We start from the raw sequence: 14,438 nt of genomic DNA on the forward strand, positions 1-14,438 counted from the left end.
CATCACGTAGTAGGGGGTGAAGGGGCGGATCACATTGGCCGGATCCAGCCCCTCCAGACAGGAGAGGGCGGTGAGGTAGGTGCAGTGCAGGTGCACCACGGCCTGGCAGTCCGGATTGTTGTGGTAGATGGCGAGGTGGAAGGCCACCTCCTTGGAGGGGCGATCTCCCCCCAGGTGCTCGCCGCTCATGCTCACCCTGGCGAGGCGTGCCGGATCAAGCCGGCCGAGGCAGGAGCCGGTCGGGGTGGCGAGCAGGGTACCGTCCGGCAACTTGGCCGAGAGGTTGCCGGCACCGCCGGTGGCATAGCCTCGTTCGAAAAGGGATGCAGCCAGCATCACCATGGTGTCGCGCAGTGCCTGTTCAGTCATGGAAGAACTCCTGTGCCCGGCTGAAGAAGGTTTCGTCACCAAAATTGCCCGATTTGAGGGCCAGTGACAGAGGGGCATCGGTGGCTCGCACCCAGGGGACGCCGGGGGCGATTTGAGGGCCGATGTGGAAGGCGGCGATACCCAGAGCCTGGGTGATGCGGCTGGAGGTTTCACCGCCGGCGATGATGAAGCTCTCCACCCCCGCCTCGCGCAGCTGCACGGCAACTTGCGCAAAACACAGCTCCACCGCCTCGCTCGCTGCTTCGCGGCCAAAACGGGCCTGAATGGCGGCCAGCTCGTTCGGGCTGGTGGTGGCGTGGATCATGGGGGCTGGCGTTGCCGGCTGACTCAAGACCCAGCGGGCCAGCTCGGCCGGGTAATCGGCCTGTGTCAGGCATGCCGCCACATCGAGAGCCAGGGACGGTGCCATGGTCTGGTAGCAGGCCACCTGGCGATTGGTCATCTCGGAGCAGGATCCCGACAACACCACGGCGCGGTTGCAAAGCGGCCTTCCTGCCTCGCGGGCGGCAGCCCGATTACCGTCGCCGAGCAGGCGGGCCAGGCCGATGGCGAGCCCGGAGCCGCCGGTCACCAGCTGCATGTCGAGGGCAGCGGCCGCGATGTCCAACAGGTGCTGCTCGGTGAGGGTGTCGACCACGACGTAGCGCACCCCGTCGGCGGCCAGCTGCTCAAAGGCGTCGGCAATGGCGCGGGGTCCCTGACTGATGGTGGTGAACGGGACCAGACCTGCACGCCCCCCGGCCTGAGCCTCCATCAGCCGCAGCAGGTTGCTGTCGGTCATGGGGGTGATGGGATGGTGGCGCATACCCGACTCGGCGAGCGGCTGGGTGCCAACAAACAGGTTTCCCTGATAGACGGTGCGGCCGTTGACCGGCAGCGCCGGGCAGATCAGGGTGAGTTGGCTGTCCAGTGCCGTCAGCAGGGCGTCGGTCACCGGGCCGATATTGCCCGCCGCCGTGCTGTCGAAGGTGGAGCAGTACTTCTGGTAAATGCGCGGGCAACCGCGCGCTTTGAGCCAGTCGAGGGCGGCTAGGGAGTCGCGGACCGCCTCGCTGGTCGGGCAGGAGCGGCTCTTGAGGCTGATCACCACGGCGTCAACCCCCGTCAGATCAGCCTCTGCCGGGATGCCGGAAAACTGGATGGTGGCGAGGCCGTTTTCCACCAGAAAACCGGCGATGTCGGTGGCCCCGGTGAAGTCGTCTGCGATGACACCAAGTTTCATGCTGTGCCCTCCATACCCGGCAGGCTGATGCCGTCGAAGATCTTGATGACGGCGCTGTCGTCTTCCTTGCCGTGACCGGCGTTGCTGGCGGTGAGAAACATGTTGAGCGCCGTGCTTGCCAGCGGCAGCGGGAAGTGCAGCATTCGCGCCGTGTCGGCCACCAGATTGAGATCCTTGACGAAAATGTCGACTGCGGAGCGGGCTTGGTAGTCACCGGTCAGCACTCGGGCCATGCGGTTCTCGAACATCCAGGAGTTGCCTGCGGCATGGGTCACCACGTCATACATGAGGTCGAGGGAGATGCCTGCCCGGCTGGCCAGCGCCATGGCCTCAGCGGCCACGGCGATATGCACCCCGGCCAGCAGCTGATGGATGATCTTGACCGTGCTGCCCTGACCCGGATCGCTGCCGACCCGGTAGACCTTGCCGGCCACGGCGTCGAGCACCGGCTGCAGGCGTGCAAAGGCGGCGTCGGAGCCGGCGGCCATCACCGTCATCTCGCCCGCATCGGCCTTGATGGCACCGCCGGAGACGGGGGCATCCAGCATCAGCAGCTCCAGCTCGGCCAGCTCGTGTGCCAGGGCTGCGGCTTCATCAGCAGCGATGGTGGAGGAGATCATGACGCCTGTGCCCGGCTTGAGGTGGGTGGCCAGGCCGCTCTCGCCAAACAGGATTTGGCGCACTTGGGCGGCGTTGACCACCAGCAGCAGGACGGCATCCAGTGCTTCTGCCAGGGGGCGGGCATCGGCCATGACGGCGGTCGCGCCGGCTGCTTGCAACTGCTCCTGGGCGGTTGCAGAGAGATCAATGCCATAGGTGGCAAGTCCGGCCCGTAAGCAGGATCGGGCGGCGCCCATGCCCATGGCGCCCAGGCCGATGACGGCTACGTGGTAGGGTCTGCTCATCTGTCTATTCCTCGATTACAACGGATGAGCCGATAGTAAGGGGTTGTTGTGGTCAAAAATCAGGCTGGCATCACAAATTTTAACTATCGAAGTGTTAATTTTTGTTATTTGTGAATGTCTGGAGCCAATTGGATGGCTTTGGATGTCATTTTTGTGTGAATTTATGTGAGGAGTGAGCGAAAGGGGGATTTTTTATCAAAATTTCCCACTCCACTGGGGTAACATGAACACCCGTTTTACCGTTACGGATTGCCCATGATCCCCGTAGAGAGACAGCAACAGATACTGCACCTGTTGGCCGAGCGCGGTGCCGTCAGCATCACCGAACTGACCGAGCGGCTACAGGTCTCCCACATGACCATCAGGCGCGACATCCAGAAGCTGGAAGAGCAGGGGCGAGTGCTCTCTGTTTCGGGAGGGGTGAGTCTCTCCCTGCGTATCAAGAGCGAACCCTCCCATGCCGCCAAGCGCAGCCTGATGCAGGAGGCCAAGCTGGCCATTGCACGCAACGCGGCCGCCCAGGTGGCGCAGGGCAGCACCATCTATCTGGATGCCGGCACCACCTCCCTCGAACTGGCCCGCGAACTGGCGCAGCGGGAAGATCTGATGATAGTGACCAACGACTTTATGGTCTGTGCCTACCTCATCGAGCATGGTCGTTGCCGCCTCTATCACTCCGGGGGCCAGGTCATTCGGGAGAATCAGTCCTGCGCCGGTGAGGCGACCGCTCATTTCCTGCGCAATCTGCACCTTGATATGGCGTTTTTGTCGGCGTCCTCCTGGGATGCCATGGGGATCTCCACCCCCAGCGAACAGAAGGTGCCGGTCAAGCGCGCCGTGGTGGAGGCGGCCGCTACCCGCATACTCATCTGCGACTCGTCCAAATATGGCAAGGTGGGGACTTTCAACGTGGTGGGATGGGAAGTGATCGATCAGGTGATCACGGATGGGCAACTGCCGGAGAGCGCCCGCGAGGTGCTGGCCCAACATGGCGTCAAGCTCACGCTGGTGTCCTGGTTGGCAGAGCAGCAGGCCGCCGGTTAGGCGGCTCACTGCCCACGCCCTATTTACTGGCGGAGCGCTGGATCACTTCTCCCGCTTTTTCGATATCCCTGCCGATACCACTGACGGTGTTGCAGCCCATCAAGAGGACGCAGCAGAGCAGCAGTCCATATTTCATGTGTTTCATCTTGTTTCTTCTCAGGTGAGTTAGGGAATCAGTTTTAGCAAGCGTCCGTCAGGGGCATCGGTTAGCAGATAGATGGCGCCATCCGGTCCTTCCTTGACTGTGCGGATCCGTGCCCCCAGCTCGGTCAGCAGGCGTTCTTGCGAGACTATCTTGTCTCCCTCCATCTTCAGGTGCAACAGGGCCTGACCCCGCAAGGCACCGACCAGCAGGTCGCCCTGCCACTCCTTGAACAGGGTGCCTTGATAAAACGTCATGCCGGAGGGGGCGATGGAGGGAACCCAGATCCACTTTGGCGGCACCATACCGGGGGCCGCAGTGCCTGAACCAATTTTGCCGCCGCCATACTCTTCGCCAAAACTGACGCTGGGCCAGCCATAGTTGCGGCCAGGCAGGATCAGGTTGACCTCATCGCCGCCCTGGGGACCGTGTTCGTGGGCCCAGAACTGGCCAGTGACGGGGTGCAGGGCTGCCCCCTGCATGTTGCGATGACCCAGGCTCCAGATCTCGGGCAGGGCTCCGGCGTGCTGTACAAAGGGGTTGTCCTGTGGCACCCGGCCATCAAGATGCAGGCGTATGGTCTTGCCCAGGTGGTTATCGAGGGACTGGACCTGATCTCGCCCCTGATAGCGATCTCCCAGCGTGATATAGAGGTAGCCATCGTCCCCTGTCAGCAGCCTGGCACCAAAGTGGGCACCCCCGCTCATTTTCGGCTGCTGGCGAAACAGAAGTTGCCACTGGTGCAGACTGTCATCTTGCAATTTGGCACGGGCCACTGCCGTGCCTGCACCGCCCTCACCCGGTTCGCTGTAGCTCAGATAAATCCAGCCCTCCTTGTCCTGGGCCAGGTCGAGCAATCCCCCCTGACCGGCGCTGGCGATGGGAGGCAGCCCCTGCACCGAATGGCGCTCCCCTTGCGGATCGATGCGCAGCAAACGGCCTGTCCGTTCGCTGATCAGAAACTCCCCGCCAGGCAACAGCACCAGACCCCAGGGATGGGAAAGCCCCTCGACCAGCGGGATCAGGGTGATAGCCCGGACGGGCGCGATCAGACAGAGCAGTAGTACCAGTAGTCTGAGCATGTTGGCCTCCTCTACAGTGACCGGTCAAAATACAGGTTGCCGGGGTGGGTCAATATCGCTGAAGTATAGAGAGACGTGACAGAAGCATCAGGAGCAATGCCCCCCTGTACGAGCCTGGATGAGGGCGTGTTCCAAAGCAGTAGCAGGAGAAACAGGACTAGACGATTACATTGGTTGAGTATCAAAGGAATTCAACGAAAATTGGGCGCGTATTGTAAGTGGATTTAAAATGCAGCGGCCAACATCAATTTACTCACTATTGATCCGCGACATGATGCCGTTGTGGCGACTTGCCTGGGCGGAGAGTGATAGAGCACTCTTCGCCCAGACCGTTATAACTCCAGCTCGATAATGGGGAGTTCCCACCGCTCACTTCGACATTGTTCCTGGTAGGCGTCGTCTGTCTGTGCTTTGCTCCGCTCAATCATGGCGATGACGTTGGCGTGCCGGATAGTTGCAAACTGATTCAGCCAGATCTGATGACCACTTTGGGAGAGACGAGCTACAGGTGTTTGACCATGGAAAACATGGAGTTTCTGAAGCTTGTCGATATCGATACGTACAGCGTCTCCGACGTGTAATTGCCGCAGGTGCTGGTGTATCGGGTGGTTTTCGTTGCTACGTCCGGCATAACCGATATCCAGTTGGCGCATACCTATGATGGCAAAACGGCGTTGCTGTACAGGGGCGGTGGCCTGGATCGACTCGTTGTAACAACGCTCGGCAATGAGGGGGAGGTGGGGATGCCGCTGGTCAGCGCGGGACATAACCACTAACCGTTGGATTGCTCGGGTCATCGCAACATAGAAGAGGCGTCGCTCTTCCTCGATGTTGTTCGCAGTGCTTTCTGCGCAGCGTTGCCATCCGCCATCAAGGATCAAAACATGGCGATACTCTTCCCCTTTAACGCCATGCACCGTGCTGAGGAGCACGCCCTTGCCAAAGCGGATCTGACGTCGCTGTTCGCTCAGGTATTCGTAAAGGAACTGCAGGAAATAGTGCGCTGACAGCGCTTGCTCTCCCTGACTCTCCTGCCATTGGGTAATCAGATCGTACAGCAAGGTTTCCCAGCGGTTTGCCTGATCAAGGGGAGGGAGTGGATCGGCCAGTTGTTGCGCTGTCAGGAGTGCGTGGCCTTGTTGATGTAACCAGTTCTGGTAACGCAAGATCTCGCGACAGCGATGTATCGGGAAGCCATGCTCTCGATCCAGGGTAAATCTGCAGGGAATAGAAGCATCAGCGAGTGCTGAACGTACCCATGCCAGCTCTTCTTTATCCAATCCATTGCGAGCCAGTACTGCGATAGACTCCAGTGGGCATGTCGGGTCTTTTTCACGAATCAGTGTGATGTGTCTGACGATTTCAGCGGCCTGTTGGGCCGCGTCAGTACAGGATTGGACGATGACTTTGCCGCGTGCAGTCTCCAGCCCTTCCCAAGCGCCACCCGGTATCTCCATCTTGCGCCGTTCATCGATCACAATGGGATGCGAACGCTTCATGCGATCCAGATTGTGTTCTATCAGCTGGTTAGCCGTTTCGATGATGTGGCTTGTTGAGCGGTAGTTCCAGGTCAGGTAGTGCGTCTGAGCGTTGTAATCTTGCTCGAAGCGACGGATAAAGCTGACGTTCGCTTCGCGGAAGGCGTAGATAGACTGGTCGTCATCACCTACCGCCATCAGGTGCAGGCGCGCTTCTTCATCCTCTTCGCTTTTTCCAACCAGTGCAGCGATCAGTTGGTACTGCTGTTCGTCAATGTCCTGATATTCGTCGACGAGCAGAAATTGCAGACCCCCCAACAGCTTTTCCCGCTGCTCTTCCAACTCGAGACCGAGCTGGCTCTGCTCTCCCCGGAGCAGCTTGATAGCGTCATCAATGATGGTGGTAAAGTCGATATCGTCTGAGGTCCGGTTTTGCACCGCATTACCTGTCAGGCTCATCGCAAGACCGTGAAAGGTGAATACCGAGACCCTTGCTCCGTCACGCCCCAGTAGCTCGGTCAGGCGTCGGCGCAGGGACATCGCCGCATTATGGTTGTAACAGAGCAACATGATCTTGGATGGGGCGACTTGCTTGACCCGCATCAGGTAGGCGCAGCGGTGGATAATCACTTTGCTCTTGCCTGACCCCGGGCCTGCCAGTACCAGCAAGTTTTGCTCGGGTGGTGCCTGGACTATCTGCTCCTGTGGCCGGTTGTGAAGATCTTCAACAATGCGCTTCCAGGAGTGTTCGCTGGTCGCCAGTTCCAGGATCTTGTTGCGCCCTTTGAAGTAGTGACCGAGGAACTTGTCAGCTTCCATGGAGAAGTAGTCTGTCACCAGCTTTTTGGCTTGCTTGAAGTGTTCCAGGCTGATGCGGGCGTATTCATTCATCACATGGATCTGAATCACCTTCTGGCGATAGTGATGTTCAAGCGGCTGATAGTCTGCTTTGTTGTATTGCTGCTGCCGCTCCGCCGTCAGAGTGAGGGTCATTGCGCTTCGGAACACGGCAAGACCATTTTGCAGCACGATGGCGTGTTGCTCATGCAGGTAGAGCAGTGCCCGCTCGGCCCCTTTGAGCAACCACTCCTGCTGGCTGTTTGCCTCACGCTTGTTCATGAGCTGGGCCACATCCATGTCTTCTCGCAGGTATTTGACCAGTTGTTCCAGGGCAAACGACAGCATTACCTGGCGCTGGACACTCTCTTCGCTGCTTGCCAACAGGGTGTAGAGAAAATCGAGGGTGGCACCTGTGACGCGATGGCGTTGATCAATCGTCTGCTCAATCTGGGACCAGGTACGGTTGAAGGTGAGTTGGTAGAGATCCCGAGAGAGATATTTGACATCAATGGAGCCTTTCTCGCCCCCCGAGCGACCATCCTGGGACCAGCTGGTCAGCAAATTGCGCAGCAAGCCAGGGTTACTCCGTTCATGCCCCAGATCTTTGATGGCCTGATTGACCAGTCGAATGTTAAAGATCAGACCTTGCCCTGTATCAGGTTCGGGTTCTTGTTCACGCAAGGTGTCCAGCATCGCCTTTTCAATACTGTGCACTTGCCCGCAGAGCACCCGGGCGTTGTCTCTTCCTTTGGGGCGAAGCCAGGTAGTCAGTAACATCCCCTGAGAGAGCAGACCTACATCCGCCATTTGGGTGAGTACCCGCATCACTTCGCTGGCCTGAACACCACTTCCTTGGTCCGCCATGTATTGGCCTGCCTCTTCGGCAATGGTATCGGCACTGAGACCATCATCATCGGCAGCACTCATCAGCGCCTGGATAACAGCTTGCCAGATGGCGTTGGCCTTGGGAGCCAGTTTCAGACTGTCTACCCTTTTCATCGCCTCCTCGGTGGACGCAAACAGGGGGCGTCCCTGAAATACCTGAGTGATGTTGTCGCTGCGCTCCAGATAGCCAGCTCGCTCGAGCCAGGCGATAGCTGTCTTGACCTTGGTATCCGCATTGTTGTCATCGGCAGCGAAGCTGGTTTCCACCTCTGGCTGGTTGATGAGCTCTGCGCTGGTTGCGACCAGTGGCGGGTTGTTCTCCTGCTTGCCTCCTTTGCTGGCCCGGAGTCTTATTCCGCGCAGGATCTGTTTGATATCGCGCAGGCTGACCTCACTCATGGCCTCGAGCTGGAACTGTTTCTCGATGTCTTGTGCATCAAACAGCAGCACGCAGTGGGCTTGCTCTGTATCGCGGCCCGCTCGCCCCGCCTCTTGCAAATAGTTCTCGAGCGAGCCGGGGATATCGGCATGAATGACCAGACGCACATCATCCTTGTCGATGCCCATCCCAAAGGCATTAGTCGCGCAGATGACCCGGATCTCGCCACTGATAAATTGTTCGAGGGTTGCTTTCTTTTGGGCACTGTCCATTCGGGCGTAAAAGCGCGCGACGGTGAGGGATTGTTGCTGGCCGAGGAAATCAGCCAACTCGTCCACGCTACGCTTGGTTGCGCAGTAGATAACGCAGGAGCCGGGCTTCTCCCCGCCAAAGAACTGCTCGAGCAGGTTGAGGATATGGCCCTGTTTATTGAGTCCTGGGCACTCAACGACGGCATATTCGAGGTTGGTACGTTCAACCCCCCCTTCCAGTCTGCGAAGCGGTCGGGGCTGCTTGTCGAGAAACTGTGCGCAGATATCCTCAATCACATCCGGCTTGGCAGTGGCGGTATAGCAGAAGACAGGAGGCATGGGGACCTGCTGCTCGCTGGCAATGGTGGCGATGGCCTTGGCGCAGTAGAGATAGTCAGGGCGAAAATCATGTCCCCATTTCGACAGGCAGTGCGCTTCGTCAAATACCCAGCCACCGATCTGACGTTGTCGTATTGCTTGTTTGACAGTGCGGTTACGAAGCTGCTCGGGGGAGATATAGAGCAGGGCGATATCCCCCATGCGGATCTGCTCAAGAATCGCGCCTCGCTCTGGTAGCGTCAGCAGCCCCGAGATGGCGGCAACCCCTTCGATACCGGCCTTGTATTTAAGGTTGTCCACCTGATCCTTCATCAGTGCCTGCAGGGGGGAGATCACGACCGTGAGCGCGCCACTGCGCTGGTTGCGAACCAGTGCCGGGAGTTGGTAGCAGAGCGACTTGCCGCCGCTGGTGGGGAGGATTCCGAGCAGTGCGACGCCAGCCATGGCTTCCTCGATCAAGGTCTTCTGCAATGGTGTCCCATCAGGCAAATTACGGAAGTTGTCGAGCTCAAAGATACGTTGCAGATGGCGGCGTGCGTCGTGGTTCTCCTGACAATAACTGCAGTCGGCATGACCACAGTGGCGCTCGCGGACTGTGTGAATGATCTCTGCTGTTTGGGGAAAGCGGCGCCAAATCCAGGGTGGCAGCACAGAGTTGCCGCCGGAAACGGGCAACCAGGCGCAGGCATAAGCCAACGGTAACAGCAGCATAGGTTGACGCAGGGCATCGCCAATCACTCGGTTGAGCTGATTGGGGCAAGCCTTCTCATGGGCAATGCTCTTGATCAGGGTGGGTAGCTCAGAGACCCTTACTGGAGGACGGCCCGTAAGCCTTGCAAACACCAGTGACAGACCCTGAGTGTTAAATTGCGCCATGACTCCCTGGCTGAACAGGTGTTGATAAAGCTGCAATTGGGGTAGGGGTAAGGCTTGCAGGGCTATCAACTGTTCCGAGAAAATCTGCAAGGCGAGCCTTGCATCAGCGACCGGATCATTGAGGGTATCCCGAACCAGTTTGTAATCCTTGACCAAGCGGTGATAGGGGTTTTTGGGAAAGGCAATGGGAGATAGATAGAGGGTATCTATTATCGGTTTTTCGAGAAGCAACTGGGGGCGTACAGCCTGTTTGGCCAACCAGGGGAGATCAAAATCGAGAATATTGTGGCCAAGGACCACATCAGCCTCTTGTGCCAGCGCATTTAACTCCTTGAGGGAGAGATCCTGCGGGCCCTTGAGATTGAGCTCACGATCAGCCAGGAGTGCACCCAGATGACGGAGCTTTTCATCCCGGGTCAGTTCAAGGTCAAAGGAAAGAATCTTGTCATCCCCAAACAGGGCCACGACATCAGTCGAGTTCATCAATAGCCATCTCCATCTGGCGTTGACCTCTCATGGCGATAATAAGTGCCAAAAGATCAGTGAGTTGGCCGAATATTACCCGAAATGTTGAACGGTGGCATCATTCAGAGCCCTCTGGTCTCAGTTCTTTTGGCTGGCATCCCGTTTTGGTAAATGTCCCTGCATCCTTAATGGCTCATGTTTGGAAAGTGTCGTCCTTGTCATGGTCAACCCACTGATCTTGTGAGACTATTTCACTTCCTTCTCCGATCGGAACGCATTGTGTCCCTCGATTACTACCAGCGCCACGCCACCGAATTGGCGACCCGTTACCAGCAGGTATCTGCTCGCGCTGTTCACGGCGACTGGCTCACGCTGCTGGAACCTTGGCTCTTGGCTGCGCCGCGCAGGTTGCTCGATGTGGGGGCTGGCAGTGGTCGTGATGCCGCGTTTTTAGCCGGGCTCCATCGGGGCCACTGTGTGGTCGCTGTCGAGCCCTGTCAGGCACTCGCTCTACAGGGGCAATGTCATACCCGTGAGGCTGCGGTGACGTGGGTCAATGACGCTATGCCTGCTCTCTCTCGCGTGACGGGCACTTTTGATCTGATTTTGCTCAGTGCTGTCTGGATGCATCTACCCCCGGAATCCCGTCCCTTGGCGCTGGCACGTCTTCATGAGCTGCTCTCACCAGATGGTTATCTGGTACTGAGTCTTCGCCTGGTTATCTCGGAGCAGGAGATGCGGGAGCGAGCCATGTACCCGGTGGCTACCGATGACGTCGAGCAGCTTGCATTGGGGGAGGGGATGACACTGCTCCATGTGTCAGAACCACAGGGGGATGCCTTGGCGCGTACCGGGTTGAGTTGGCAGAGTCTGATCCTTGGGGGCGAGCATGCACGCCTCCCCTGAGCAGCAACTCGCCTTTATTGCTTATTTGCAACGTATCTTTACCGAAGGCGATTTTGTTGCCACTTACAAGTGCGCCTTGCTCCACGGGATTGCAGATATCGCAATTGAGCGCAGCAGCGAGACCCATGATCTGACTGTGGCTCGCACCATTACGCTGGACGAACTGGCCACCAAGTTTGTGGAGCTCTATTGGCAGCACAGTCTGCCCTACTCGGCGACGGGAGAAACAGCCACCTTGCTCAAGCAGAGCAGCGGTCGTCAGGCCATCATGCTGACGGAGTTGTCACGGCTGCGTGAAGAGGGTGTCCGTTCGGTGACTGCACTGCGTCGTCACGACGCTTGGCGGCCTCTCCTTGCCCGAGTTCGACGCATCCTTATTGAGGGTCCCTTGTGGCGCCTGCAGATCCTGGGTGGGCGAGAGGAGTGCCACCTCTATCCTCATCAAAGGGGCGAGGATCATATCTGCCTTAACCCCGGCATTCTCTACTGTCTCCACCGCTTTTACGATTTGGTGGTCTCCCTCTCCCGACAGCATTGGCTGCAGCTTATCTGCGACATCAAGGGGAATCAGCCACTGATTGGCCCAAGCGTGGGGCTGGAGAATTTTCTCTTTGGTTCAAGCCGTCAGGCGCTGGGGCGGGTAGGGGAAGTATTGAGGGACTTGCAGGGGGGAACCTGTTTTTACTGTAACAAGGCGATACACGGGACTGGCGAGGTAGACCATTTCATTCCCTGGCGTCGTTATCCAATCGATTTGGGCCACAACTTCGTACTGGCACACGCCAACTGTAACCGGAGCAAACGGGATTTTCTCGCCGCTCCCGAGCACAGGGATACCTGGTACGAGCAGAATATCCTGACTCATGGGGCGTACCTTACTGGCGAGTTGGCCCCCTTGGTGAGCGTCGATGCCGAGCGTTCTACTGCCATCGCCACTTGGGCCTATCAGCAGGCCGTCCGTGAGCATGCCCGGTTGTGGCGTGGTATTGACGAGTTTGTGGATGTAACAGCCCTTAGTGTGGATATTCCCCTGCGCTTTTTATGAGGTTTTAAAGCTTGATAACAAAGGGCCACCTCTTGCGAGGTGGTCCTTTTCAAACGTTTGGTTGGCCGAGTCTGCGCATTGATATAGTCAAAGAAATCGACCTCCTGCTCGGCCATCTTGATCTTCACCCGCTCCACCAGATAGGGAATGGGTTTGCTGAAGTCGTCATATCCCATCAGGCTCACCTTGCCGGAGCGAATGTGCAGTTTGATCACATCGATATCGGTCACGTCACCATAGAGTTGGCAAGCCGCCCCCAGGTAGACACGCAGCAGCGGCGGTAATTGCGCAATAAAGCATTTGTGCAGCAGCAGTGAATGGCTGGGATAGAGCAGGCTGTTGGGTAGCTGTTGATGGGCCAGCTCGCAGGCCTGGTTGATCAGGGCAATGTCGGCAATCTGATAGAGCAGCGCTTTGGCGGCCTGCTGTGCCTGTGGGTTGCCACCGAAAAAGGCTTTGATATCCCGCTGCAACTCGCTGGGGTACTGGGTATAGGCTTGTCGTTTGCCAAACAGGTTGAGTGCCAGGTAGACCAGCAGATCTTGCTGTCGCTCTTGTTCGGCCTTTTTTAGCTGGACCAGGTCAAAATGCTGCCCAAGCAGGGTCATGGCTTTGCGATGGCTGCCTGCTATCTCCCTTAACTCGTCGCTTTGTTCAAATTCGTCATTGGCCGGAATACGGCCAAGGGTTAGCGCCCGCTGCCAGAAGGCTTCAAATAGCGGTTGATGGCGAGCGATCAGCAGTGCTGCAGTGGCCTGATGGTTGGGAGTGGGTGAGGTCAGCTGCTGCCAGCTGTGGCTTCGGCGTTGGCGCTGCGCCAAAAAGCGCTGCTCTTCGAGCTTGTCTTTGAACACGTAAAAGATGCCGGGCCCAACGGCGATGGCATTTTCATCCAGTGTTCTGTCTATGTAGTGTTTGAGCTCGCTTTGGTTGTAGTAGCGCTGAAAGGTGTTGCGAGAGGTGATGACGCCATCTTTATAAGGGGTGAACTGGGCAATAAAGCTGTCGTTGGCCAACATGGCCGAGATGACCAGCAGGGTTTGGGTCAGCTCCCAGGCTCCGAGCAGCGCCTCCATCCGCTCATCTTGATCCTCAATCACGTTAATCACAAAACCGAGATTGACCAGATGGGAGACCACCTTCTCGCCATCCGGGCGAAAGTTCGGGTCCCAGCCCAGCGCGTCAATACCGTGTGCTTCCAGCTCACGCAGGTCATCCCCCCGGCCGCAGCCGTAATCAAACAACGAATGATCGCCGTTGAGATAACCATGGCGGGCCAGCATCTTCATGGGGGCCGAGAGCTCATGACGTACTAGCGCAGTCTGATGGCGATCAATCTGTGGGCCACACTCTTCAGGCGACAGGGCAGAAGTGCGAAACAGGCGTCCATCAACCAGTTGATAGCCATGTTTTGCGATCAGCCGCTCCCACGAGGCTTTAAAGCCAATCATGCGGGGATGATCGTAAAGTCCCGCCAACTCACCCTCTTCGGTGATCTGACGACAGCTCTCTGCCTGTGGGTGATCGGGGGTCAGCATGCACTCTTTGCGATGCAGAATGGGGGGATTGTCCTGGTTGTCGTAGCGGGTAACGGTATGACTCAGTTTGGCCAGATCAACGGTGACGCTCTGCTTGAGGCTGGGATAGGCCTCATCAAAGAAGCTGGGGTAGCTCAGCAGTGACAGCCGGAAATCTTTCTTGGCCAATTTGAGCAGGTCCCACTCATTTTCTGGCAGCTTTAGCGCTTGAGCTACGGCGCAGACAAAGCGATAAAGCAGCGGGCTGGTAGCAGCCAGGGTCTCTTTGTGCAGATAGACCGCATCGGGCAGCACTTTTTTGTATGGCAGGGCCGCGACCAGTTGCGTGAAACGCTCGGGGCTTAGCATCAACACAGACCTTTGAGTTGTTCGAGGGTAAGACGCTTGGGGATGCGTCGACCTTGATGAGTTGCCAGCTGTACGATCATGCGACTTTGCTCCGGTCCATAGCTGATATGAAGTGGTTTATCCGCTCCATAGAGATAGAGGCGATCAAACGGGGTGTGTTGAGCCAGCCACAGGGCAATCTGATAGCTGTTTTTCCTTGGGTATATCAAGTCAATAGCAGCCCCTTGCCGAGGACAGACAAGTCGCCCCTGTTTGTTGAGTTCACAGGCTGAATGCTGATCAAGGGTGGGGGCTATGCCGGGG

At 57.8% G+C, this 14,438-nt stretch carries 11 protein-coding genes; 3 read left to right on the forward strand and 8 right to left on the reverse strand.

Translation table 11 applies throughout. The features are described from left to right. From AAC083_RS01140 to ltnD, 3 genes are all read right to left on the reverse strand, one after another. Positions 1–369, reverse strand: a 369-nt coding sequence (locus AAC083_RS01140; RefSeq protein ID WP_258224849.1) for a class II aldolase/adducin family protein, incomplete at its 3' end; no start/stop codon positions are given. Further along, on the reverse strand, positions 362–1,612 hold the full coding sequence (otnK, locus tag AAC083_RS01145) for a 3-oxo-tetronate kinase (RefSeq protein WP_108537853.1): 1,251 nt from the start codon (positions 1,610–1,612) through the stop codon (positions 362–364). The genes AAC083_RS01140 and otnK, both read right to left, overlap by 8 nt. Beyond that, a complete protein-coding gene (gene ltnD, locus AAC083_RS01150) occupies positions 1,609–2,517 on the reverse strand; it encodes an L-threonate dehydrogenase (protein WP_108537854.1) in 909 nt (302 codons plus the stop codon). Before ltnD ends, otnK begins: the two co-directional genes overlap by 4 nt. Before the next feature lie 255 nt (positions 2,518–2,772). On the opposite strand from ltnD, the gene AAC083_RS01155 reads away from it, so the two are divergent. Further along, positions 2,773–3,561, forward strand: a complete 789-nt coding sequence (locus AAC083_RS01155) for a DeoR/GlpR family DNA-binding transcription regulator (RefSeq protein ID WP_108537855.1) — start codon at positions 2,773–2,775, stop codon at positions 3,559–3,561. Positions 3,562–3,580: 19 nt separating this feature from the next. Here the strand turns inward: AAC083_RS01155 and AAC083_RS01160 are convergent, their stop codons facing one another. The 3 genes from AAC083_RS01160 to AAC083_RS01170 all read right to left on the reverse strand — a co-directional run bounded on the left by AAC083_RS01160 (position 3,581) and on the right by AAC083_RS01170 (position 10,316). Continuing rightward, positions 3,581–3,697: an entericidin A/B family lipoprotein gene (locus tag AAC083_RS01160; protein WP_287145766.1), complete on the reverse strand. Its 117-nt coding sequence runs from the start codon at positions 3,695–3,697 to the stop codon at positions 3,581–3,583. Between the two features lie 29 nt (positions 3,698–3,726). Further along, the gene (locus AAC083_RS01165) at positions 3,727–4,785 is read right to left on the reverse strand and encodes a PQQ-dependent sugar dehydrogenase (protein WP_108537856.1); all 1,059 of its coding nucleotides are present in this window, start codon (positions 4,783–4,785) and stop codon (positions 3,727–3,729) included. A 332-nt stretch (positions 4,786–5,117) separates the two neighbouring features. Continuing rightward, positions 5,118–10,316, reverse strand: coding sequence for a RecQ family ATP-dependent DNA helicase (locus AAC083_RS01170; RefSeq protein ID WP_108537857.1), 5,199 nt, complete (start codon positions 10,314–10,316; stop codon positions 5,118–5,120). 261 nt (positions 10,317–10,577) lie between these two features. Here AAC083_RS01170 and AAC083_RS01175 point away from each other — a divergent pair, with 261 nt between their 5' ends. Then, positions 10,578–11,204 (forward strand): class I SAM-dependent methyltransferase, encoded by a 627-nt coding sequence (locus AAC083_RS01175; protein ID WP_258224850.1) that lies wholly within the window; start codon positions 10,578–10,580, stop codon positions 11,202–11,204. Continuing rightward, positions 11,188–12,249 carry an HNH endonuclease gene (locus AAC083_RS01180; RefSeq protein ID WP_108537859.1) on the forward strand — a complete coding sequence of 354 codons (1,062 nt, stop codon included), beginning with the start codon at positions 11,188–11,190 and terminating at the stop codon, positions 12,247–12,249. The genes AAC083_RS01175 and AAC083_RS01180 overlap by 17 nt, the downstream gene beginning before the upstream one ends. Here AAC083_RS01180 and AAC083_RS01185 read toward each other — a convergent pair. Together AAC083_RS01185 and AAC083_RS01190 are read right to left on the reverse strand one after the other, a co-directional pair. Next, positions 12,150–14,135 carry a DNA phosphorothioation-associated putative methyltransferase gene (locus tag AAC083_RS01185; RefSeq protein WP_258224851.1) on the reverse strand — a complete coding sequence of 662 codons (1,986 nt, stop codon included), beginning with the start codon at positions 14,133–14,135 and terminating at the stop codon, positions 12,150–12,152. The two genes, AAC083_RS01180 and AAC083_RS01185, sit on opposite strands and share 100 nt — an antisense overlap. Further along, the coding region (locus tag AAC083_RS01190; RefSeq protein ID WP_219927932.1) for a hypothetical protein at positions 14,135–14,438 on the reverse strand (304 nt) is incomplete at its 5' end. The genes AAC083_RS01190 and AAC083_RS01185, both read right to left, overlap by 1 nt.

This window comes from Aeromonas sp. HMWF014 (assembly GCF_963878295.1).
GTDB lineage: Bacteria > Pseudomonadota > Gammaproteobacteria > Enterobacterales > Aeromonadaceae > Aeromonas > Aeromonas popoffii.